Genomic DNA, 21698 nt, shown 5'->3' with positions numbered 1-21698 from the left:
ATATTGCCCCGCAACCGCGGGGCTTTTTTTAGCCCCTCACCGACGCAATTTTACGCAACCGAAAACCAAACACATTGATATACAGCCCAGCCATGATCAGTAGCGCGCCAAGTAGCTGTAATCCGCTAAGCGTTTCGTCCAGCAGTACGGCCGCACTCGCCAGACCGACAACCGGCACCAACAGCGATAGCGGCGCTACCCGCCAGGTCTCATAGCGTCCGAGTAACGAACCCCAGATGCCATAACCCACAATGGTCGCCACAAACGCCAGATACACCAGTGACAGAATGGTCGTCAAATCTATCGCCACCAGACTTTGGGTAATTTGCGCTGGACCATCGAGAAGTAATGAGGCCAGGAAGAACGGAACAATGGGGATTAACGCGCTCCATACCACCAACGACATAACGGCCGGACGCGATGTATGCTGCATGATTTTTTTGTTAAAAATATTGCCGCAGGCCCAGCTTAGCGCCGCCGCCAGCGTCAGCATAAAACCGAGCATGCCAACATGCTGACCGTTCAGACTGGCTTCAATCAGTACCAGCACACCAAATACCGCCAGCGCAATTCCTACCAGCTGTTTACCCTGCAGACGTTCGCCAAAGGCGAATGCCCCCAGAATGATGGTGAAAAACGCCTGAGCCTGTAATACCAGAGAAGCTAACCCGGCAGGCATACCGAATTTGATGGCGCTGAAGAGAAACGCGAACTGTCCAAAACTAATTGTCAGGCCGTAGCCGAGTAAAAGCGAAAGCGGAATTTTCGGGCGGGCAACAAAAAAAATCGCCGGGAACGCCACCAACAAAAAGCGTAACCCTGCCAACATCAACGGCGGCATATTGTGCAAACCCACTTTAATGACAACAAAGTTCAGTCCCCAAACCACAACGACCAGTAACGCCAATAACCCGTCTTTACGCGACATACCACCGCCCCTGCAAATATTAAATTTTTGTAAACAAGTTAAAGTAACGGAAATCGTTGTACCGTAACAGATCATTAATTCAGGTAGGCTACACAGGGCATTTTCGGACAACTTATTGGGTGTACATCACACTTTTAGCATGCTATTTGTTTCTGATATCTAAAAAAAACATAACAACATGCATTGTCGGGCAGGAAAATGAATATCTCTCTGAGAAGGTCCACTCTCGCGTTACTCGCGTCATCTTTGTTATTAACCATTGGTCGTGGCGCCACGCTGCCATTTATGACGATTTACCTCAGTCGACAGTATCAACTGAGCGTCGACCTGATCGGTTATGCGATGACGGTTGCACTGACCATAGGCGTCGTCTTCAGCCTTGGCTTTGGTATTCTGGCCGACAAGTTCGATAAAAAACGCTATATGTTGCTGGCTATCTGCGGCTTTGCCTCCGGCTTTATTGCTATTCCGCTGGTGCATAACGTCGTGATAGTGGTTTTGCTCTTTGCCCTGATCAACTGCGCCTACTCCGTCTTCGCCACGGTGCTGAAAGCCTGGTTTGCCGATAACTTGTCTGCGACCAACAAAACGAAAATTTTCTCACTTAACTATACCGTGCTGAACATCGGCTGGACCGTTGGTCCGCCGCTGGGCACGCTGCTGGTTATGCAAAGCATTAACCTGCCGTTCTGGCTGGCTGCCGCCTGTTCTGCGCTACCTCTGGTGTTTATCCAGACGTGGGTAAAACGTTCACCGGCAACCGCAGAAGGTGTAAATGCCGCTGTTTGGTCCCCTTCAGTACTGCTGCGCGACAGAGCATTATTCTGGTTTACGCTGTCAGCATTTTTGGCATCATTCGTTGGCGGCGCCTTTGCATCCTGTATTTCGCAATACGTTATGGTGGTCGCCGATGGCGATTTTGCCGAGAAAGTCGTCGCGGTGGTCCTGCCCGTTAACGCCGCCATCGTAGTATCACTGCAATACGCACTTGGTCGCAGGCTCACCGCCACGAATATCCGCCCGTTAATGACAATGGGTACAGTCTTCTTTGTCGTTGGCCTGGTCGGTTTCGCTTTCTCCGGCAACAGTCTGTTGTTATGGGGAATTTCTGCTGCCTTTTTCACTATCGGCGAAGTCATCTACGCGCCGGGTGAATACATGCTTATCGACAACATCGCGCCAGCAGGTATGAAAGCCAGCTATTTTTCCGCCCAGTCGTTAGGCTGGCTTGGCGCAGCGGTTAACCCATTAGTCAGCGGCGTCATTTTAACCACATTGCCACCCTGGTCGCTGTTTGTGGCGCTGATAGTGGCGATCGTTCTTGCCTGGGCGCTAATGATAAAAGGCATGCGCGCCAAACCCTGGGGCCAGACGGCGGTCTGCTAGTTATTATGTTCGCGACAGAGCCACAGTCGCTCTGTCGCATACCTCAGATAGCAACCAGTCCCCGAACGCCCTCGGACTCCATATTTTTACCGTCGCCGCTTTGAATAATGCTGCCCCGCGACATCAACAGGTATTTGTCGGCGAGCTGCTCGGCAAAATCATAGAACTGCTCCACCAGCAAAATGGCCATATCGCCGCGATGCGCCAGTTGGGAAATCACCTGACCAATCTCTTTAATCACCGAAGGCTGGATCCCCTCGGTAGGCTCATCAAGGATCAACAATTGCGGGCGACTTGCCAGTGCTCGCCCAATCGCCAGTTGCTGCTGCTGCCCGCCGGACAAATCTCCGCCCCGCCGATGCTTCATTTCCTGTAAAACCGGAAAGAGCGCGTAAATATCATCCGGCACATGTCGGGCCTCCGGTGCTGAAAAACGGGAAAGGCCGAGCAGCAGATTCTCTTCTACCGTCAAACGCGGAAAAATATCACGCCCCTGCGGGACATACGCCACACCGGCCCTGACCCGCTGATGCGGCTTCCATTGAGTGACATTTTTCTCCTGCCAGAGCACACTTCCGCTGCGGGCCGGAATAAGCCCCATCAGACACTTAAGTAGCGTTGTTTTCCCCACACCGTTACGCCCCAGCAGACATGTCACCTCACCGATACGCGCTTCAAAGTTCACCCCGCGTAGAATATGGCTGCCACCATAATATTGATTGAGTTCTTTCACCTGCAGCATCTGCACTCCTTAACGCCCGAGATAAACTTCAATAACCTGCTCGTTGGCCTGCACTTCACGCAGACTCCCCTGAGCCAGGACACGTCCTTGATGTAATACTGTGACGCGATCTGCGATGGTTTCGACAAATCCCATATCGTGCTCAACAACCATCAGAGAGTGCTTACCGGCAAGCTGGCGAAACAGCTCCGCCGTGTATTCCGTTTCCGCATCCGTCATCCCCGCCGCGGGTTCATCCAGTAGCAGTAAATGCGGCTCCTGTACCAGCAGCATGCCAATTTCGAGAAACTGTTTTTGCCCATGCGAAAGCAGACCGGCGCGGCGGGCCCGCTCATTACCCAGCCGCAACAGCGCCAGTACTTCATCAATACGATCCCGCTGTTCGCCTGAGAGTCGTGCCCGTAGAGAACCCCAGACAGATTTATCATTTTTCAGCGCCAGCTCCAGGTTCTCTTCCACCGTTAATGCTTCAAATACCGTGGGCTTTTGAAATTTTCGTCCAATCCCCTGACGTGCAATGGCAATAGGATCCAGCGTCGTTAAGTCGGTCGACTGATCGTATATCGCACGACCACTTTGCGGCCTGGTTTTGCCGGTAATGACATCCATTAACGTCGTTTTTCCGGCGCCGTTGGGCCCGATGATGCAACGCAGTTCCCCAACCCCAATATTGAGCGTGAGATCGGTTAGCGCCTGAAAGCCATCGAAGTTAACGTTAATTTTTTCCAGCTGTAGCACCGGATCAGTCTGGTTGCGAAACCGATCCCCCGGCATCTGGCGAGTAAATAGCCCTTCATCTGGCTGCATTATTTGTCTCCCTTGCGAAACAGACCAATTACACCTCGGGGTAAAAACAGCGTAACGCCAATAAAGATCAGGCCAAGAAACAGCTGCCAGTATTCCGGCATGATGACGGTAAACAGGCTTTTCGCGCCATTCACCAACACGGCGCCGAATACCGGGCCGATCAGGGTTCCACGTCCGCCGAGGGCAACCCAAATCGCCGCTTCAATCGAGTTGGTCGGCGACATTTCGCTGGGATTAATGATCCCAACCTGCGGAACATACAGCGCCCCTGCCAGGCCGCACAGTACAGCGGAAAGCGTCCACACCAGTAACTTGAAACCTTTCGGATCGTAACCACAGAACATCAGACGGTTCTCTGCATCCCGCACGGCAGTCAAAATACGACCGAACTTACTGCGGGCCAGCGCCAGTCCCAGCCATAATGCCAGCACCAGCAGCATGACCGTCGCCAGAAACAGCGCGATACGGGTTGAGGTGGCGGTTACCGGGAATCCCAGAATGGTGGTAAAGCCGGTAAAACCGTTATTTCCCCCAAAACCCGTTTCGTTGCGAAAAAACAGCAGCATTCCTGCGAACGTCAGGGCCTGGGTCATGATAGAGAAATAGACCCCTTTGATTTTTGACCGAAAGGCAAACCAACCAAATACCAGCGCCAGCAGGCCAGGAACCAGAACAACCAGCAGTAGCGCCCAGATAAAATGTTGCGTCCCCCACCAAAACCACGGCAGCTCGCTCCACGACAGGAATGACATGAAGGCCGGTAATCCTTCGCCAGAGGCCTGGCGCATCAGGTACATTCCCATCGCATACCCTCCCAGCGCAAAGAAAATACCGTGTCCCAGCGAGAGCATGCCGGCATAGCCCCACACCAGATCCAGCGCGACCGCGACAATGGCATAACAGAGAATTTTCCCGGCCAGCGTTAGCGTCCACACCGATATCGCCAGCGGATGGTCCGCAGGTAACAGCGCAAGAAACGGCAGAATAATCAACGCCAGCAATAACCCCAGCCCCAGGATGCGCGTCGCGCGTGGCGCTTTACGCGCCAGCGTTAATGTCATTGGCATCGTCATCAGTCAATAACCCTCCCTTTTAGCGCGAACAACCCCTGCGGACGTTTCTGAATAAACAGAATAATCAGCACCAGAATCATGATTTTGCCTAGAACCGCCCCCACCTGAGGCTCCAGAATTTTATTGAAGATCCCCAGTCCAAACGCCGCGGCCACGCTCCCGGCGAGTTGTCCCACGCCGCCCAGCACCACAACCAGAAACGAATCGATAATGTAGCTTTGCCCCAATTCCGGTCCTACGTTGCCCAACTGCGAGAGCGCTACGCCCCCCAGCCCGGCAATGCCTGAACCAAGGCCAAAGGCCAGCATATCGACGCGTCCGGTAGGTACGCCGCAGCAGGCCGCCATACTGCGATTTTGCGTCACGGCACGTACGCGCAGCCCCAGACGCGTTTTATTCAACAACAACCAGGTAAAAAACAGCACCAGAATGGCAAAGCCAAGCACCACAATTCGGTTCCACGGTAAAATCAGATTGGCATAAACCTGAATCCCCCCTGAAAGCCATGCCGGATTGGCGACTTCCAGGTTTTGCGCGCCGAAGGACATACGCACCAACTGGATGAGCATCAGGCTGATCCCCCAGGTCGCCAGCAGCGTTTCGAGAGGACGCCCGTATAAATGGCGGATCACCCCGCGCTCAAGCAGCATTCCTACCGCTGCGGTAAGTAAAAAGGCAACCGGCAGCGCAATAACCGGATACCAGGCTAGCCATTGCGGGAAAAACTGGCCCATCAGCTGTTGAACCATCCAGGTACAGTAAGCCCCGAGCATTAACATCTCGCCATGCGCCATATTAATGACGCCGAGTAATCCATAGGTTATAGCCAGACCCAATGCCGCCAGCAGCAAAATTGAGCCCAGTGACAGCCCCATAAAGGCCTGTCCAAGAAGATCGCCAATCTTCATGCGATGCGCGATGGAATTCAGGCTTTCGCCAGCGGCAGCACGCACGCGGGTATCGGGTTCATGTTCAGCCAGGGTGAATGGTTGCAGGCGCGCCTGAGTTTCAGGATCATTTGACGACCCTAATAGTTCGATTGCCTGACGTCTGACCTCCGGCGAGGAACTGTTCAGCTGCAGATTTGCCAGTGCAATAGCCAGCGCGGATTTCACATCACCATTTGACTCCTGAGCCAGTCGTTGCTGTAAAAACGGCAGCATATCCGGCTGTGCCTCACGCTGTAATGTACGAGCTGCCTCTAACCTTGTCGTGACACTGTCACTTAAAAGCTGATGGACAGCCAACGCTCCTGCCACCAGATTACGCAGGCGGTTAGTCAGGCGAATTTTTTTTAGCTCGCCGTTTGGGGTTGTCGCTGTTCCTAACGGTTGTGCGTGCGAGCCGTTCATGATGAAGGTATTTTTCGCGTTATCAGTCAGCAGATTCTCATCTCGCAACGCGCTGAGCAGCGGGATGCGCTGAACATCGGGACTCACCGCCCATTGTTCAAGCAAGGCGGCCTGCTGAGTTCGATTTGCGGCTGTAAAGGTATCGGCATCTGATGCCTGTGCTATCCACGGCAAAAACCACGTCAGCAACAACACACCACGAATTAAGCGCATAGCTTTCATGAGCGTTCTCCAAAGCGGTACCCTCCCGCAGGAGGGCACACGATCAGTTGCTGGCGGTTTTCACAGGCTGTTCAGATTTTTTATCATTACCAGCGATGTACGGACTCCATGGCTGGGCGCGGACTGGCTCATCGGTTTGCCATACCACGTTAAACTGGCCATTGCCCTCAATCTCGCCAATCATGACGGGTTTATGCAGGTGATGGTTGGTCGCATCCATGGTCAGGGTAAAGCCTGATGGCGCAGCGAAGGATTGCCCCGCCATTGCAGCGCGAACTTTATCCACATCGGTCGTTCCGGCTTTTTCTACCGCCTGCGCCCACATATGGAGGCCAACATACGTAGCTTCCATGGGGTCGTTTGTCACCACCGATTCAGCATTTGGTAATTTGTGCGCTTTGGCATACGCCCGGTAATCCGCGACAAACTTCTTGTTGGCAGCGTTATCGACGGACTCAAAGTAGTTCCAGGCTGCAAGGTTGCCCACCAGCGGTTTGGTATCAATACCGCGTAACTCCTCCTCACCCACGGAGAATGCCACCACAGGAACATCGGTAGCTTTCAGGCCCTGGTTGGCCAACTCTTTATAGAATGGAACGTTAGAATCGCCGTTGATGGTTGATACCACCGCCGTTTTTCCCCCTGCAGCGAATTTTTTAATACTGGCGACAATGGTCTGGTAATCGCTGTGTCCGAATGGGGTGTACACCTCTTCGATGTCTTTATCGGCAACTCCTTTTGAGTGCAAAAAGGCGCGTAAAATTTTGTTGGTCGTACGCGGATAAACATAATCCGTGCCCAGCAGGAAGAAACGTTTCGCACTGCCGCCGTCCTCACTCATCAGATACTCAACCGCCGGGATCGCCTGTTGATTTGGCGCTGCGCCGGTATAGAAGACGTTAGGCGACATCTCCTCACCTTCATATTGCACTGGGTAAAACAGCAGACCGTTCAATTCTTCAAATACTGGTAGAACCGATTTACGCGAAACCGATGTCCAGCAGCCAAAAACTGCCGCTACCTTATCCTGACTCAGCAACTGCCTTGCTTTTTCAGCAAATAAGGGCCAGTTCGAGGCCGGGTCAACCACCACCGGTTCCAGCTTTTTACCCAACACACCGCCCTGAGCATTAATTTCATCGATGGTCATCAACGCCACATCTTTTAGCGGCGTTTCGGATATGGCCATCGTGCCGGATAAAGAATGCATGATGCCAACTTTGATGGTGTCGGCTGCCTGAACGCTAAAACTCACGCCCATTGCTACAACAGAGGCAGAAAGTGCAAAAGCTTTTAAAAATGTACGACGCTGCATAGTTTCACTCCTGAAATTAAACTTGCTGAAAGCTCCGGTGCAGCCGGGCAGACAAAACGGTGCAAATTAAAGGTGTTCAGAAGTGATAAGGCAAAAACGATGCCAGATATTAAAACATCATATAAAATCAATAAATTAGCATCTCGAGCACAAAAATCAGTATTACATTTTCCCACCAAACGGGTTAATCAAAGGAAAAATTGAACCACCATGAGACAACTCTGCATTATAAACGTGCAACAATCTGTGTCAGCAGCACACTGTCATAGCAGCGCCTCAGGGTTTAAAAACAGGATTATTTGTGCGCAGATAAATGTGTCTCGTCACTATTATTTATTTTATTCGACGTGATCATGTCAAAAATTTACTTTTCAGCCGAAATAATCACACAGTTCAGCCTTTGTTTAAGATTGAATTGCTACTATAGTCATAAGCGAGGTGAACTTAAGGTAAGAGAGGAAACTCACAGATAAAGGAGCATTTACTATGCTGGGTAATATGAATATTTTTATGGCTGTTCTGGGAATTATTTTATTTTCCGGTTTCCTGGCCGCGTATTTTAGCCACAGATGGGATGATTGATGAACGGAGATAGTCCTGCACCGACCCGGCCCCTTGTTGCGTAGCTGCACAAGGGGCCATTTTTTTGCCCAAATCGCGCTCGTGGTACCTTTTTCCTGATTTACAGATAAAAAAAACCGCCGGATAAACCAGCGGTAAATGCTTGCATGGATAGATTTGTGTTTTGCTTTTATACGCTATCTGGCAATTCCCTGCGAAGATAACGGATAGTCAGCTAACCTATCATCAACAACCCCAATGAAAGTTAAACGAAACGCAACTACCTCAAAGCGTTTTCGAAAACTCACGCACTGAGGGGATACGAGGTCCCGTCATTGGTGTCCACCAACGCGATCTGCTCATTTTCATCCATAAACATACAGCGATTTCTGCCGGTCTGTTTCCCCTGATACATCGCCCTGTCAGCCCGACCAAGCGCGGTATCCAGCGTTTCACCCGGTTGAACCCGGGTTATGCCAGCCGTTACCGTGATAGCGATCTCTCCATCAGAGTAGGGAATTTTTTTCTGACCAATCAAACGACAAAGTCTCAAACCCGCCTGGCATGCCTGCTCGTCCGTTTTTGTTCTGATGATGATAATGAACTCTTCTCCACCGTAGCGGTACGCCACCTCATCATATCGCGTCCATGACAATAAATTTGATGCCAGAACCCGTAATACCAAGTCACCAACCAAATGGCCATAGGTATCGTTAACGTATTTAAAACGATCGATATCTAACAACAATATATAGAGATTAAGCGGTTCGGCATCGAGTAGTTGTTGGTCAAATGACTCATCAAGCATTCTTCTCCCGGGTAAACCCGTTAATACATCGATATTACTGCGGATATTCAATAAATATATCTTGTAGTCCATTACAGCAGACGTAAATGCCAATAGCGCGTCCTGGAAGCTGTCGAAATGCCATGGATGGCTACGATTCTCCACTATTGCCAATAGCAACTCCTTTCCTATTACATGCATTTTTTCATGAGCAGAATAAATCTTGCTCACATAACTACTACCATCCTCATTGTTCAGCGATTGATCATTTATCCATTTCCCAAATCGACAAACAGAATGAGCGTTGTCACCCGTAATATCGGGATGAGTAACATCTGAGGACACTGCGCAGCGGAACATTTTTACCAGCCATTTGTAGTGGGCATCAATTGAGTTGTTCAACTCATTTATGATTGCATCTATTTCCGCTGTGTTTTTCATCATCACGGTTTCCTTCCCTGAATGAACACTTAGAACCGGGATTTTAACCATAAAAAAGAAAATTTATGTAAATTTAGTTATAGAAATCAATGGCGTTATAGCACTTGCCATTTATCGTAATAATTGATTTAATCCCCAATCAAAACAATAACAGATAGAAACTAATGAATAAAATAACTGATGCTGGCGCTAAAATTTACACACCAATGACGCTAAAACTTTATGACTGGTGGGTGCTAGGAGTATCGAATCAATATGCCTGGAAGTGTCCGACCAGGGAACACCTTCTTCCCCATTTTCTCCAGCATTTGAGTAAATCACATCTGGATATTGGCGTTGGAACAGGATTTTACCTCTATCACGCACCTGACGACTGTGTAATATCGCTAATGGATTTGAATGAAGCCAGCCTGGACGCTGCAGCATCAAGAATCGGGGAAGCGAAAATTCAGCGCAAAATTAAGCATGATGTGTTCGAATCTTACCCTACGGATTTGCACAATGAGTTTGATTCCATTTCCATGTTTTATCTCCTGCACTGCTTGCCTGGCAATATATCAACAAAAGCCTGTGTGATAGAGAATGCCGCACGGGCTTTAACAGACACGGGTACGCTGTATGGCGCAACTATTCTTGGCGATGGTGTTATACACAACACTTTCGGAAAAAAACTCATGAGCATCTACAATAAGAAAGGTATTTTCTCAAACTCAGATGATTCTGAAGAGGGACTGAAACAGATTCTGTCAGCGCATTTCGAACATGTTAATACGCAAGTAACCGGTACTGTAGCGATATTTTCAGCATCAGGTAAAAAATAGTATCCTGACATTATTAACTGACTGCCTGGACCAATACCATTAGGGAAAGGCAATAAAAAAAGTCAGATATTTAAACCCGCAAAAACCGGGCATCAAACCCGGTTCTTCTCACTATCTGAACAAACCTTACGCGCTCAAACCACGATGTTCCAGCATCGACTCCATTCGTGGTTCTCGTCCACTCCACTGGCGATAGAGTTCAGCTAAATCAGTGCTATTTCCGCGGGACAAAATCGCTTCGCGGAATTTCTGCCCGTTTTCACGGGTTAATCCGCCCTGCTCTACAAACCATTGATAACCGTCATCGGCCAGCATTTGCGTCCACAGATAGGCGTAATAACCCGCGGCATAACCGCCGCCGAAGATATGGGCAAAATAACTGCTGCGATAACGTGGTGGCACGGCCTTGAGATCCAAACCTTCTGCTGCCAGCGCCTGCTGTTCAAATTGATCGACCGAAAGAGATAACGCGCTATTTTCCAGACCGTGCCAGCGCATATCCAGCAATGCAGCACTGAGCAGTTCGGTCATGTCGTAACCTTTGTTAAACAGGCTGGCCTGCTGCATTTTATCTCGCAACGCCTGCGGCATTTGCTCCCCGGTAACAACATGACGAGCAAAACGAGCAAAGACCTGCGGATGACTCGCCCAGTGTTCGTTAATCTGCGAAGGAAATTCAACAAAATCACGCGGAGTGTTGGTCCCTGAAAGCGTGGCGTAACGCTGAGTGGCGAACAGACCGTGCAACGTGTGCCCAAACTCATGAAATAACGTAATAACATCATCCCACAATAACAATGCAGGCTGACCTTTTGCCGGTTTTTGATAATTACACACGTTGTAAATAACCGGTCGGGTTTCATTGAGTTGCGATTGCTCAACAAAATTGCCCATCCAGGCACCACCGCTTTTCGATTCCCGGGCAAAGAAATCGCCGTAAAATAACGCCAGACCTACACCATCGTGATCAAATATTTCCCATACCCTAACATCCGGGTGATAAACAGGAATGTCGAACCGTTCAATAAATTTTATGCCAAAGAGTTGATTGGCCGTCCAGAAAACGCCCTCGTTCAGCACCGTATCAAGGGCAAAGTAAGGTTTGAGCTGCGCCTCATCCAGAGCATATTTCTCACGACGAACCTGCTCAGCATAAAATGCCCAGTCCCAGGCCTCGACATTAAATTGCCTCTGTTCGTGATTGATAACATTCTGGATTTCGGCCTGTTCATCTAGCGCCCGAGCTCGCGCGGCAGGAACAATCGCCCGCATGAAAGTCAGTGCAGCTTCCGGTGTTTTTGCCATCTGGTCGGCAATTTTCCATGCAGCGTAATTGGCAAAACCGAGTAGTTTCGCCTGCTGCATCCGGATCTCGACCAGTCGCTGAATAATAGCCCGAGTATCGTTAGCGTCATTGTTTTCTGCTCTCGTCCATCCGCGGGTGAACAGACTTTCACGGGTATGGCGATCGCGTAACGCCGCAAGCGCTGGTTGCTGAGTCGTGTTCAATAGCGGGATAACCCAACGCGCGTCGAGCCCTTTCTCTCTTGCAGCTTCAGCGGCAACGGCAATTTCCTCAGCGCTGAGTCCCTCCAGATAACGTGCATCATCCACCACCAGAGCACCGGACTTGTTCGCTGCCAGCAGCCGTTGGTTAAACTGGCTGGTCAGCGTGGCGGACTCTGTATTGAGCGCTTTAAGGTTCGCTTTATCAGTCTCATTCAGACATGCGCCGGCCAGTACAAAACGCTGGTGGATGACCTCCAGCAAGCGTAATGATTCACTTTCCAGCCTCAGAGAACCTCTCCGTTGCCAGACAGCGTCAACGCGCGAGAAGAGTGCTTCATTGAGATAGATATCATTGGCAAGGCTCGCCAGTTCTGCGGAAAACTCTTCGTCAAGGTGCTGTAGTTCATCGTTGGTGTGCGCCGCCGTCATCGCGAAGAAAACGCTGGTTACGCGTGTCAGCAAAGCGCTGCTTTGTTCAAGCGCCAGCAACGTATTGGCAAAATCAGGGGCTTGCGGGTTTTGCACAATCGCCTCGATCTCTGCACGTTTTTGCCGCACGCCTTCATCGAACGCCGGGCGATAGTGCTGCACCTCTATCTGATCAAACTGCGGGGCCTGGTACGGCAACGTGCTGTGACGTAAAAAAGGATTCGTTAACGACATCTTTCACTCCTGAAAACGATTTGTTTACCAGAGTAGACTTCCCAGGAATCAACCGCAATCGCGTTACGCAGGAATAGCTCTGAACGGAAATGACGTGCTATGGTAGTACTACATAAAAAGCGTTGAGGAACAGTGAGATGATCGTTTTAGTAACCGGAGCAACCGCAGGTTTTGGTGAGTGCATTACGCGTCGTTTTATTGAGAATGGGCATAAAGTTATTGCCACCGGACGCCGCCAGGAGCGCCTGCAGGAACTGAAAGAGGAATTGGGTGACCGCCTCTATACCGCGCAACTGGACGTACGTAATCGTGCATCAATTGAAGAGATGCTGGACGCCCTCCCTGCTGAATGGCGCAATATTGATGTTCTGGTCAACAACGCAGGTCTGGCGCTGGGCCTTGAGCCTGCCCATAAGGCCAGCGTTGAAGACTGGGAAAATATGATCGACACCAACAACAAGGGGCTGGTTTATATGACCCGTGCCGTTCTGCCAGGCATGGTTGAACGCAACCGCGGTCATATTATCAATATCGGTTCTACAGCGGGCAGTTGGCCATACGCTGGCGGTAACGTCTACGGTGCGACCAAAGCATTTGTTCGCCAGTTTAGCCTGAATTTACGTACTGATTTACACGGCACTGCCATTCGCGTTACCGACATCGAGCCGGGTCTGGTTGGCGGTACGGAATTCTCTAATGTCCGTTTCAAAGGTGATGATGCCAAAGCTGAAAAACCCTACGAAAATACCACGGCGCTGACCCCGCAAGATGTCACAGAAGCGGTATGGTGGGTGGCTTCTTTACCGGCTCATGTCAATATCAACACCCTTGAAATGATGCCTGTCACACAGTCTTTTGCCGGGCTGAGTATTCATCGGGGCTAATTTCTCTGCCCGGCCTTGCGCCGGGTATAGATAGCCTGAAAGAAGTGATAAAATATCCGGGTTAACTCTCTAAAAAGTAAGAATGAATGACCGTAGAAACGCAGCTCAACCCTACACAGCCAGTAAATCAACAGATTTACCGTATTCTTCGCCGTGATATCGTGCATTGTCTGATAGCACCCGGTACACCGCTGTCTGAGAAAGAGGTTTCCGTACGCTTTAATGTGTCACGCCAGCCGGTACGAGAAGCATTCATCAAACTGGCAGAAAACGGTCTGATTCAGATCCGCCCACAGCGTGGCAGCTATGTGAACAAAATTTCGCTGTCGCAGGTGCAAAATGGTTGTTTTGTCCGCCAGGCGATTGAATGTGCCGTGGTACGCCGCGCCGCATCGCTGATCAACGACCAACAGTGCTATCAGCTTGAACAAAATTTGCATCAGCAGCGCATAGCAATTGACCGAAAACAGATCAATGATTTCTTCCAGCTTGATGATGAGTTTCATCAGAAACTGGCTTTAATCGCCGAGTGCCAGCTCGCCTGGGATACCGTTGAGAATATAAAGGCTACAATTGACCGCGTTCGTTATATGAGCCTGGATCATATTTCCCCGCCTGAAATGCTGTTACGCCAGCATCACGATATCTTTGCCGCCCTTGAGAAGCATGATGGCGATGCGGTCGAGCGCGCAATGATGCTCCATCTCCAGGAAATTGGTGAGTCCGTTCAGCTTATTCGTCAGGAAAATAGCGACTGGTTCAGCGAAGATTAATACTACGCTCGCCTCACACCGGGGTGAGTTTCTCCTGCGTTTTCCCCTCTCCTGCATAACTGCATAAAAAAAGCTGTGATTTTGATCGAAAACAAAAAAAATCCTTAACGAGAAGCGTATTTATATTGCGCCCGTTACGTGGGACTAAAAGCCCACGGGCTTTGACGGTAAGTTGGAAAGGAGAAAACACCATGAAAACATACGATCGTAACCGTAACGCAATCACCACTGGCAGCCGCGTCATGATCAGCGACACCGGGCTCACAGGCCGCATTACAGCGATAGATACCGATGGCCTGACCGCTGAGCAGATTCGCCGCGGAAAAACAGTGGAAATCGAAGGGTGTGAAGGCAAATATGCCCCCCTCGAGCTGATTCGTTTAGGCATGAACTAATTGGTGTGAATGCCAGAAAACACAGCGCCATCTGGCCCGTTGAAAGCCAGATGGCGACATAAAACATAATCTTCGTTACTTCAGTTTTGCTGCATACTTCGCAACCGTCGCCTTCGCCCCTTCAGCCAGTAAAGCAAGATATGCTTGTGTAACCTGGTTTTTGAACAATTCAACCTGCGGCAGTTCACGACCAAAGATAGCATCGATCGCCAGCAGCGCCCGAACGCGCTCTTCGCCCTCGTTACTGCTACGCACCGCATTCTGGATCACGGGCAACAGCGGATCGCTAATTTCAATCGCCTGGCCCTGCTCATCCACACCGCCGACGTAGCGCATCCAGCCCGCCACGCCCAGCGCCAGTAAATCAAAGTGACTGCCGTTTACAATGTGCCAACGAACGGAATCAAGCATACGCTGCGGCAATTTTTGGCTTCCGTCCATAGCGATCTGCCAGGTACGATGACGCAGTGCCGGGTTGCTGTAACGCTCAATTAACAGATCGGCATAACGTTGTAGATCAACACCTTTTACTTTCAGCGTGGGTGCTTGTTCCTGCAACATCAACGCACGAGCAGCAAGACGATAGTTTTCATCATCCATACAATCATTAATGTGTTGATAACCGGCCAGATAACCAAGATAAGCCAGGAAAGAGTGGCTGCCGTTGAGCATACGCAGTTTCATCTCTTCAAACGGAATGACATCTGCCACCAGCTCCGCACCTGCCTTCTCCCATTCAGGGCGACCGGCGACAAAGTTATCTTCGATAACCCACTGACGGAACGGCTCACATGCCACACCTGCCGGGTCGCGTACGCCAGTGATGTGTTCAATTTTGTCCAGTGTCTCTGGGGTAACTGCCGGGACAATTCGGTCAACCATAGTCGACGGGAACGTCACATGTTGTTCGATCCACGCAGCCAGTTCTTCATCCACTGCTCTGGCATACGCGGTGACAACATTACGCATTACATGACCGTTTTCAGGCATGTTGTCGCAGGACATCACAGTAAAGGCGGCTAAACCTGCCGCTTTGCGGCGTGCCAAAGCCTCAACCACTACGCCTGGCGCAGTTTTTGGCTGTTTCGGGTTTTGCAGATCGGCGGCAATCATTGGATTGTCTAACATCAGTTGACCGGTCGCCGGAGAATGGCAGTATCCTTTCTCCGTTATGGTCAGGGAAACGATCGCGACCTGTGGTTCACACATCGCTGCCAGTACGCTTTCCAGACCATCAACCTGCGCATGCAATGCATTTTTCACCACGCCCACGACTCTCGCAGTCCAGGCATCAGCAGACATCTCTGCAACGGTATACAGATTATCTTGCTGTTTCAGATCGAAAATCTGCTGCTCGCCGCCAATCAGATTCACTTCGCAGTAGCCCCAGTCACTGCCGTGATCTGCAGCCAAAATGTCAGCGTAAACCCCCTGATGTGCGCGGTGAAACGCGCCAAACCCCAGATGAACAATACGCGGAACCAGTTTTGTACGATCGTAGTCAGGAAGTGCAGCCTTTGCCGCTAAGAGCTTGTTTTGCATGGTATGGCCTACTTATAAATGAAATCAGGACTGTTCCAGAGTAACGCCTGTATGGTTGTATGTTTTGATTTGCATTAAGCTTTTTATGATTGGTATGACATCAATATCTAAGCTATATACCACCTGAAAGATGAATATGGCGGCACACTGCCGCCAAAGAAGATTAGTGTTTCTGCCACTGCTGGTATTCACGTTTTAGTCTCTGCGGCGCGGTTTCAGGCATCATTAGCAAACCAATGACTGAGATGACGCCTAGTACAATCACGTAGGTTGCCAGTCCATAATAATGCCCACCAGTAACCTGCAGAATCTTCACAGCCACCAGCCCCAGGATCCCACTACCTATCAGCGATCCTAACTGCCAAATTAATGCAATACCGCTACAGCGAATGTGCGTAGGGAAAAGCTCCGGGAAATAAGAGGCCTGAGGCGCATAGCACATACTATGTCCAAAACTCAGAACCAGAATCATCACAAGCTGTGTTAGCCAGAAATTATCCTGATTAATTGCCAGGAAGAATGGAATAATCATAACAACCTGAAGAAGCGCACCCATAATATAGACGGGTTTACGCCCAATTCTGTCACACAGCGATCCCATTAGAGGTATGGCAACAATTTCTATTATCACTGCGACAATCATTGTCTCCATCAAGATATTTGCATCAAGATTATTTGCTTTACCGTAAGCAAGGACAATCACAGTAAACATAGCAAATGTGCAAGCTTCAATAAGCTTAGCGCACACTCCCTTAACAACAATACCAGGGAAATCACGAATGACTTCGACTAATGGTCGCGATTCTTCTGCTTTTGTCTCCCTAATCTGAGCAAAGACTGGTGACTCATCAATTTTTAAGCGGATAAACAGCCCAACAATAACCAGTAGCAGGCTTAACAGGAACGGTATACGCCACCCATAATCCATCATTGCCTCTGGAGAAAGCGTGGCATTCAACAACGCAAAGAGTGCCAAAGGCAGAAGGAAGCCAACCGGAGCGCCGATTTGAACCCAACTGGAGAAAAAACCACGATGCTTGGGTTCAGAGTATTCAGCAGTCATCAGTACTGCACCGGCTTGTTCACCTCCAACACCAAAGCCTTGTAATACACGAATAAAAATAAGTAAAGCTGGGGCCCATACACCTATTTTTTCGTATGTAGGTAACAAGCCAATACAGAATGTCCCTAAGCCAACGATTAATATCGTAATCACCAGAGCTTTTTTGCGTCCAACTTTATCGCCAATATGTCCAAAGACAATTCCGCCTAATGGTCTTGCGAGGAAACCAACAGCATAGGTAGCAAAAGCCGCGAGTGTACTAATTAACGGATCATCACTTGGGAAAAATAAATGGCCAAAAAAGAGTACAGCTGCTGTGCCATATGCAAAAAAATCATAATACTCAGCAGCAGTACCAATTGCGGATGCTGAAGCCACTCGGCGAATAATGGGCTTATTATCTACGTTGTTTTTAATATCGACTGAACTAACCATAAGTTTAACCTTCTGTAGGGTATTGGGTTAATCAACATCTTTCGTACGTAAAATTTATATTTACCAGTTCCACAGCGTGCCATCTTCCAGGCGAGCAACAGGCAGATATGCAGGGTCATACGGATATTTCGCCGCCAGTTTTTCGTCAAACTCGATCCCAAGGCCGGGTTTGTCTCCTGGGTGCATATAGCCGTTATCAAAGGTCCAGTTATGTGGGAATACTTCCAGCATCTGCTCGGAATAGCCCATATATTCCTGTACGCCGAAGTTCGGCACCCACAGATCAAAATGCAGCGCGGCGGCCATGCACACAGGCGATAGATCGGAAGGTCCATGTGAACCGGTACGTACCTGATACAGCGACGCGAAATCAGCAATCCGGCGCATACCGGTGATACCACCTGCATGGGTGATGGTGGTGCGGATATAGTCGATCAATTGTTCTTCGATCAGCTGTTTGCAGTCCCAGATGCTATTGAACACTTCCCCTACCGCAATCGGCGTGACGGTATGCTGGCGGATCAGGCGGAAGCACTCCTGGTTTTCAGCTGGGGTTGGGTCTTCCATCCAGAACAGACGATATTGCTCAATGCTTTTGCCAAAACGGGCCGCTTCAATTGGCGTCAGACGGTGATGCATGTCGTGCAGAAGATGTTCGTTGAAACCGAATTTATCGCGCACGGCTTCAAACAGTTTTGGCGTGAAATCGAGATATTTCTCCGTTGACCATAACTGTTCTTCCGGCCATTGCCCTTTAGTGGCAGGTTCATAGGCCAGTCCTTTGCCTTTAGACATACCGTAAGTGGTTTTCATGCCCGGTACGCCACACTGTACGCGAATCGCTTTAAAACCCATTTCTTTATGACGCGCATAATCTTCCAGTACGTCATCCACGGTATGGCCAGTGGTGTGGCAATAAACCATAACTCCTTCACGAGAAGCACCGCCGAGTAACTGGTACAACGGCATATTGGCTGCTTTCGCTTTGATGTCCCACAATGCCATATCCACTGCGGAAATCGCCGACATGGTGACCGGCCCACGACGCCAGTACGCGCCTTTGTAGAAAAACTGCCAGATATCCTCAATACGATGCGCATCGCGACCAATAAGCTGCGGACACACGTGATCTTTCAGATACGACGCCACGGACAGCTCGCGTCCATTTAATGTGGCATCTCCCAGCCCGGTGAGCCCATCTTCTGTCGTAATTTTCAACGTCACAAAATTACGCCCAGGACAGGTAACAAAAACATCAGCCCCAACAATCTTCATTTCTTATTCCCTACATCTGTTCTTGTGATGCATGAAATTTACCCAACTGAGCTACTACCATACAAGTATAAAGATCAAAAAAACTCTGCTTGATCACAAAAAAGGCGCTATGCGCGCCCCCATCCTGCCACAATGATCAACATGCCGCACAACGCCACCAGCGCGCCAGACCAGTCATACAAACTGAGTTTTACACCATCGACAATGCGTAGCCATAGCAGCGCGGTCACCACGTAAACACCGCCATAGGCTGCGTATACACGCCCACTGGCTGCCGGATGCAGTGTCAGCAACCAGACGAATAAAGCCAGTGACATCCCGGCGGGTATCAGCAACCAGGCTGTAGCCCCGCGCTTAAGCCAAAGCCAGGGTAAAAAGCAGCCAATGATTTCGCATAACGCGGTGACGAAAAAAAGAAATGTGGTCTTAAGCATTGATGTTATTCAGTTACCTTCGGTTTAACTATGATACGACAGAATCTCGTTAGCGTATCCATATCCACCGGGTGGGTATGCCCGCAAACCGGAATAGTGTAGAATTTAACCCTGTTTTATCGTTTTTACCCTTTCCCATAAAAGGAATTCGCCATGAAAATTACACTGACCAAACGCCTGTGCCTGACGGCTATGCTGACGCTGGCTGCGGCTGTGTACACCTCTTCCGCATTTGCTGAAACCAGTAAACTGGTCATTGAATCCGGGGACAGTGCGCAAAGTCGTCAACAAGCAGCAATGGAAAAGGAACAATGGAACGATACGCGTCAGCTTCGCCAGAAAGTCAACAAACGTGCAGAGAAAGAGTGGGACAAAGCCGATACAGCCTTTGATAGCCGTGATAAATGCGAACAGAGCGCTAATATTAATGCGTACTGGGAACCTAACACACTGCGCTGCCTTGATCGCCGTACTGGCCGCACCGTTGCCCCATAATTATTGCACTTTGAAGGATATTGAAAGGATACGATATGACTAGCGCCCTCAGTGTTAAGTTGCGCCCGCTGGAGCGTGAAGATTTACGATTCGTTCATCAGCTTGATAATAACGCCAGCGTAATGCGTTACTGGTTTGAAGAACCTTACGAAGCGTTTGTTGAGCTGTCAGACCTGTATGACAAACACATTCACGACCAAAGCGAACGTCGCTTTGTGGTGGAATGCGACGGTGAAAAAGCCGGACTCGTGGAACTGGTTGAAATTAACCATGTGCACCGACGGGCGGAATTCCAGATCATTATTTCCCCTGATTATCAGGGCAAAGGTCTGGCTTCCCGGGCTGCTAAGCTGGCGATGGATTACGGCTTCACCGTACTCAATTTATATAAGCTGTATCTGATCGTTGATAAAGAGAACGAAAAAGCTATCCACATCTACCGTAAACTTGGCTTTATGGTCGAAGGCGAGCTGATTCATGAATTCTTTATCAACGGCCAATACCGCAACACTATACGTATGTGTATCTTCCAGCAGCAGTATCTGGCAGAACATAAAACGTCAGGTCCTAACCTGCTGCAACCTACCGCTCAATAAAGTCTGACTAATAGTACGCGATGGTGTTTTCAATTGAGTAATGGTGTTCAACTGCCGGCTTCACGCTCTCGTCAACGATAACGAGCTGGCAGTTGACCGGATTTGCGTATTCATCGTATTTGCACGTTTGTTTGACGTTGCCTACCGGATGATTGTTGAGCAGGCTCACCGCGGTGTAATCCAGCTTCTTCAACGGGTCGACCGACGGTTTGGCATCAACCTGTAAGGTATTGTCCTTATTAACGGTTGTTTTACCCAGCGGGTAGCCTTCCGCATCGTATCTATATTGCACCTTCATCTCTTTCCCCGTGGCAGAAACGACAAAACCGTTATCGTCGGTATCCCACACCACTCCTGCTGCAGGCAGTTCCGCCAGTTGGCATTTGCCCTGTAAACGGATCCGTTTTTCCAGCGTTTCGGCATCCCGGTAGTAGTTTGCATCCAGGACCAGCGCCATACCGGTATTGTTTTCAATATCGTGCAGTTCAAGCGTATCGAAACACCCTTCCTGTGACAGCGTACCAACGACACGCTTAGTGACCTCACCTTTATCATTGAGCAGCGTCTGGCTGAAATCTTTCACCGGCCCACGCAGCGGGTCGAAATCAAATTCATTGGAAAAACTGGCCATTTCCGGCGTAAAGGAAACCAGCCCTTTGGCGTTATCACAGCCAACCAGCACGACGCACAGGAAACCTAACAGGGTCTGTTTCTTCACATTTTTCACCGGGATAAGAAGATAATTCTCAATCATATTAGCAAATACAGTTATTTACACCAGAAATGCTAATCTTAGTTTAAGTCGATCATAAAGGAGCTGATGATGAAATACATACCAGGAATTGCCGCGATCATGTTGGTAGTCGCTTCCCCGCAGGTTCTGGCGGCACCCGCGTCATGCGAACGCGTAAAAAGCGATATCGAACAACGCATCATCAATAATGGTGTAGCTGAATCCAGCTTCACGCTGAATATAGTCCCCAACGATCAGGCCGATCAACCTGACTCACTGGTAGTCGGACATTGTGCAAATGATACGCACAAAATTCTCTATACCCGGACCAACAGCGGCAACGCCCCCGCCAATAGCACATCTGCACAAGACGGACACGTCGTCGAACCGCAATAAATCTCACCCTCCGTGCGCGGAGGGTTACTCCAGTTTGATATGCATTAAGATGACATACTCATAAATGGGT

At 49.6% G+C, this 21698-nt stretch carries 22 protein-coding genes; 9 read left to right on the top strand and 13 right to left on the bottom strand.

The genetic code is table 11. The features are described from left to right. Positions 1-28 precede the first annotated feature (28 nt). Entirely contained in the window at positions 29-928 is a 900-nt protein-coding gene (gene eamA / locus OGV89_RS04345) for an O-acetylserine/cysteine exporter (protein ID WP_003032420.1), read from the bottom strand. A gap of 198 nt (positions 929-1126) precedes the next feature. On the opposite strand from eamA, the gene ydeE reads away from it, so the two are divergent. Beyond that, on the top strand, positions 1127-2314 hold the full coding sequence (gene ydeE, locus OGV89_RS04340; RefSeq protein ID WP_003843627.1) for an efflux MFS transporter YdeE: 1188 nt from the start codon (positions 1127-1129) through the stop codon (positions 2312-2314). A gap of 43 nt (positions 2315-2357) precedes the next feature. On the opposite strand, the gene urtE is transcribed toward ydeE, so the two are convergent. Genes urtE through urtA form a run of 5 tightly spaced genes read right to left on the bottom strand, consistent with a single transcriptional unit; the run spans position 2358 to position 7825 of the window. Next, the gene (gene urtE / locus OGV89_RS04335) at positions 2358-3056 is read right to left on the bottom strand and encodes an urea ABC transporter ATP-binding subunit UrtE (RefSeq protein ID WP_054528371.1); all 699 of its coding nucleotides are present in this window, start codon (positions 3054-3056) and stop codon (positions 2358-2360) included. Between the two features lie 9 nt (positions 3057-3065). Continuing rightward, on the bottom strand, positions 3066-3863 hold the full coding sequence (gene urtD / locus OGV89_RS04330; protein ID WP_032935768.1) for an urea ABC transporter ATP-binding protein UrtD: 798 nt from the start codon (positions 3861-3863) through the stop codon (positions 3066-3068). Next, positions 3863-4936 carry an urea ABC transporter permease subunit UrtC gene (urtC, locus tag OGV89_RS04325; RefSeq protein ID WP_044712398.1) on the bottom strand — a complete coding sequence of 358 codons (1074 nt, stop codon included), beginning with the start codon at positions 4934-4936 and terminating at the stop codon, positions 3863-3865. Before urtC ends, urtD begins: the two co-directional genes overlap by 1 nt. Continuing rightward, positions 4936-6510, bottom strand: a complete 1575-nt coding sequence (gene urtB / locus OGV89_RS04320) for an urea ABC transporter permease subunit UrtB (RefSeq protein WP_286558200.1) — start codon at positions 6508-6510, stop codon at positions 4936-4938. The genes urtC and urtB overlap by 1 nt, the downstream gene beginning before the upstream one ends. 43 nt (positions 6511-6553) lie before the next feature. Then, positions 6554-7825 (bottom strand): urea ABC transporter substrate-binding protein, encoded by a 1272-nt coding sequence (gene urtA / locus OGV89_RS04315; RefSeq protein ID WP_003032408.1) that lies wholly within the window; start codon positions 7823-7825, stop codon positions 6554-6556. Between the two features lie 486 nt (positions 7826-8311). Between urtA and mgtS the strand changes: the two genes are divergently transcribed. Further along, positions 8312-8407, top strand: coding sequence for a protein MgtS (gene mgtS / locus OGV89_RS04310; RefSeq protein WP_003032406.1), 96 nt, complete (start codon positions 8312-8314; stop codon positions 8405-8407). Between the two features lie 283 nt (positions 8408-8690). On the opposite strand, the gene OGV89_RS04305 is transcribed toward mgtS, so the two are convergent. Then, positions 8691-9617 carry a diguanylate cyclase gene (locus tag OGV89_RS04305; protein ID WP_106902052.1) on the bottom strand — a complete coding sequence of 309 codons (927 nt, stop codon included), beginning with the start codon at positions 9615-9617 and terminating at the stop codon, positions 8691-8693. A gap of 161 nt (positions 9618-9778) precedes the next feature. Here OGV89_RS04305 and OGV89_RS04300 point away from each other — a divergent pair, with 161 nt between their 5' ends. Then, a complete protein-coding gene (locus OGV89_RS04300; protein WP_286558198.1) occupies positions 9779-10435 on the top strand; it encodes a class I SAM-dependent methyltransferase in 657 nt (218 codons plus the stop codon). Between the two features lie 126 nt (positions 10436-10561). Here OGV89_RS04300 and dcp read toward each other — a convergent pair whose 3' ends face one another. Next, positions 10562-12607: a peptidyl-dipeptidase Dcp gene (gene dcp / locus OGV89_RS04295; RefSeq protein ID WP_286558195.1), complete on the bottom strand. Its 2046-nt coding sequence runs from the start codon at positions 12605-12607 to the stop codon at positions 10562-10564. Positions 12608-12744: 137 nt separating this feature from the next. Between dcp and ydfG the strand changes: the two genes are divergently transcribed. The 3 genes from ydfG (at position 12745) to ydfZ (ending at position 14659) form a co-directional block, all read left to right on the top strand. Beyond that, positions 12745-13491 (top strand): bifunctional NADP-dependent 3-hydroxy acid dehydrogenase/3-hydroxypropionate dehydrogenase YdfG, encoded by a 747-nt coding sequence (ydfG, locus tag OGV89_RS04290; protein ID WP_286558193.1) that lies wholly within the window; start codon positions 12745-12747, stop codon positions 13489-13491. A gap of 86 nt (positions 13492-13577) precedes the next feature. After that, entirely contained in the window at positions 13578-14264 is a 687-nt protein-coding gene (locus OGV89_RS04285; RefSeq protein ID WP_003032396.1) for a GntR family transcriptional regulator, read from the top strand. A gap of 191 nt (positions 14265-14455) precedes the next feature. Further along, positions 14456-14659, top strand: a complete 204-nt coding sequence (gene ydfZ / locus OGV89_RS04280; protein ID WP_003032393.1) for a putative selenium delivery protein YdfZ — start codon at positions 14456-14458, stop codon at positions 14657-14659. Between the two features lie 75 nt (positions 14660-14734). Here the strand turns inward: ydfZ and OGV89_RS04275 are convergent, their stop codons facing one another. The 4 genes from OGV89_RS04275 to OGV89_RS04260 all read right to left on the bottom strand — a co-directional run bounded on the left by OGV89_RS04275 (position 14735) and on the right by OGV89_RS04260 (position 19408). Then, entirely contained in the window at positions 14735-16201 is a 1467-nt protein-coding gene (locus OGV89_RS04275; protein WP_058842648.1) for a mannitol dehydrogenase family protein, read from the bottom strand. Positions 16202-16364: 163 nt separating this feature from the next. After that, on the bottom strand, positions 16365-17699 hold the full coding sequence (locus OGV89_RS04270; RefSeq protein ID WP_003836325.1) for an MFS transporter: 1335 nt from the start codon (positions 17697-17699) through the stop codon (positions 16365-16367). A 60-nt stretch (positions 17700-17759) separates the two neighbouring features. Further along, entirely contained in the window at positions 17760-18974 is a 1215-nt protein-coding gene (rspA, locus tag OGV89_RS04265; RefSeq protein WP_003843602.1) for a starvation-sensing protein RspA, read from the bottom strand. 107 nt (positions 18975-19081) lie between these two features. Then, entirely contained in the window at positions 19082-19408 is a 327-nt protein-coding gene (locus tag OGV89_RS04260; RefSeq protein ID WP_003032384.1) for a YnfA family protein, read from the bottom strand. A gap of 153 nt (positions 19409-19561) precedes the next feature. On the opposite strand from OGV89_RS04260, the gene OGV89_RS04255 reads away from it, so the two are divergent. Both OGV89_RS04255 and speG read left to right on the top strand, forming a co-directional pair. Continuing rightward, positions 19562-19903 carry a DUF1283 family protein gene (locus tag OGV89_RS04255; protein WP_003032382.1) on the top strand — a complete coding sequence of 114 codons (342 nt, stop codon included), beginning with the start codon at positions 19562-19564 and terminating at the stop codon, positions 19901-19903. 35 nt (positions 19904-19938) lie between these two features. Further along, the gene (gene speG / locus OGV89_RS04250) at positions 19939-20499 is read left to right on the top strand and encodes a spermidine N1-acetyltransferase (RefSeq protein WP_003032379.1); all 561 of its coding nucleotides are present in this window, start codon (positions 19939-19941) and stop codon (positions 20497-20499) included. Between the two features lie 7 nt (positions 20500-20506). Here speG and OGV89_RS04245 read toward each other — a convergent pair whose 3' ends face one another. Next, complete coding sequence (locus OGV89_RS04245) at positions 20507-21217, bottom strand: YnfC family lipoprotein (protein WP_003843601.1); 711 nt, start codon at positions 21215-21217, stop codon at positions 20507-20509. Between the two features lie 102 nt (positions 21218-21319). On the opposite strand from OGV89_RS04245, the gene OGV89_RS04240 reads away from it, so the two are divergent. Continuing rightward, the gene (locus OGV89_RS04240) at positions 21320-21628 is read left to right on the top strand and encodes a DUF1161 domain-containing protein (protein WP_085954018.1); all 309 of its coding nucleotides are present in this window, start codon (positions 21320-21322) and stop codon (positions 21626-21628) included. The last annotated feature ends 70 nt before the right edge of the window (positions 21629-21698 follow it).

Source organism: Citrobacter sp. Cf125 (assembly GCF_030333935.1).
Taxonomy (GTDB): domain Bacteria; phylum Pseudomonadota; class Gammaproteobacteria; order Enterobacterales; family Enterobacteriaceae; genus Citrobacter; species Citrobacter freundii.
This window is presented reverse-complemented; position numbering and strand designations above follow the sequence as displayed.

Bases quoted from the DNA above. Each gene is read 5' to 3' on its own strand.
- eamA (WP_003032420.1), bottom strand. From the start codon at position 928: ATGTCGCGTAAAGACGGGTTATTGGCGTTACTGGTCGTTGTGGTTTGG.
- ydeE (WP_003843627.1), top strand. From the start codon at position 1,127: ATGAATATCTCTCTGAGAAGGTCCACTCTCGCGTTACTCGCGTCATCT.
- urtE (WP_054528371.1), bottom strand. From the start codon at position 3,056: ATGCTGCAGGTGAAAGAACTCAATCAATATTATGGTGGCAGCCATATT.
- urtD (WP_032935768.1), bottom strand. From the start codon at position 3,863: ATGCAGCCAGATGAAGGGCTATTTACTCGCCAGATGCCGGGGGATCGG.
- urtC (WP_044712398.1), bottom strand. From the start codon at position 4,936: ATGACGATGCCAATGACATTAACGCTGGCGCGTAAAGCGCCACGCGCG.
- urtB (WP_286558200.1), bottom strand. From the start codon at position 6,510: ATGAAAGCTATGCGCTTAATTCGTGGTGTGTTGTTGCTGACGTGGTTT.
- urtA (WP_003032408.1), bottom strand. From the start codon at position 7,825: ATGCAGCGTCGTACATTTTTAAAAGCTTTTGCACTTTCTGCCTCTGTT.
- mgtS (WP_003032406.1), top strand. From the start codon at position 8,312: ATGCTGGGTAATATGAATATTTTTATGGCTGTTCTGGGAATTATTTTA.
- OGV89_RS04305 (WP_106902052.1), bottom strand. From the start codon at position 9,617: ATGATGAAAAACACAGCGGAAATAGATGCAATCATAAATGAGTTGAAC.
- OGV89_RS04300 (WP_286558198.1), top strand. From the start codon at position 9,779: ATGAATAAAATAACTGATGCTGGCGCTAAAATTTACACACCAATGACG.
- dcp (WP_286558195.1), bottom strand. From the start codon at position 12,607: ATGTCGTTAACGAATCCTTTTTTACGTCACAGCACGTTGCCGTACCAG.
- ydfG (WP_286558193.1), top strand. From the start codon at position 12,745: ATGATCGTTTTAGTAACCGGAGCAACCGCAGGTTTTGGTGAGTGCATT.
- OGV89_RS04285 (WP_003032396.1), top strand. From the start codon at position 13,578: ATGACCGTAGAAACGCAGCTCAACCCTACACAGCCAGTAAATCAACAG.
- ydfZ (WP_003032393.1), top strand. From the start codon at position 14,456: ATGAAAACATACGATCGTAACCGTAACGCAATCACCACTGGCAGCCGC.
- OGV89_RS04275 (WP_058842648.1), bottom strand. From the start codon at position 16,201: ATGCAAAACAAGCTCTTAGCGGCAAAGGCTGCACTTCCTGACTACGAT.
- OGV89_RS04270 (WP_003836325.1), bottom strand. From the start codon at position 17,699: ATGGTTAGTTCAGTCGATATTAAAAACAACGTAGATAATAAGCCCATT.
- rspA (WP_003843602.1), bottom strand. From the start codon at position 18,974: ATGAAGATTGTTGGGGCTGATGTTTTTGTTACCTGTCCTGGGCGTAAT.
- OGV89_RS04260 (WP_003032384.1), bottom strand. From the start codon at position 19,408: ATGCTTAAGACCACATTTCTTTTTTTCGTCACCGCGTTATGCGAAATC.
- OGV89_RS04255 (WP_003032382.1), top strand. From the start codon at position 19,562: ATGAAAATTACACTGACCAAACGCCTGTGCCTGACGGCTATGCTGACG.
- speG (WP_003032379.1), top strand. From the start codon at position 19,939: ATGACTAGCGCCCTCAGTGTTAAGTTGCGCCCGCTGGAGCGTGAAGAT.
- OGV89_RS04240 (WP_085954018.1), top strand. From the start codon at position 21,320: ATGATGAAATACATACCAGGAATTGCCGCGATCATGTTGGTAGTCGCT.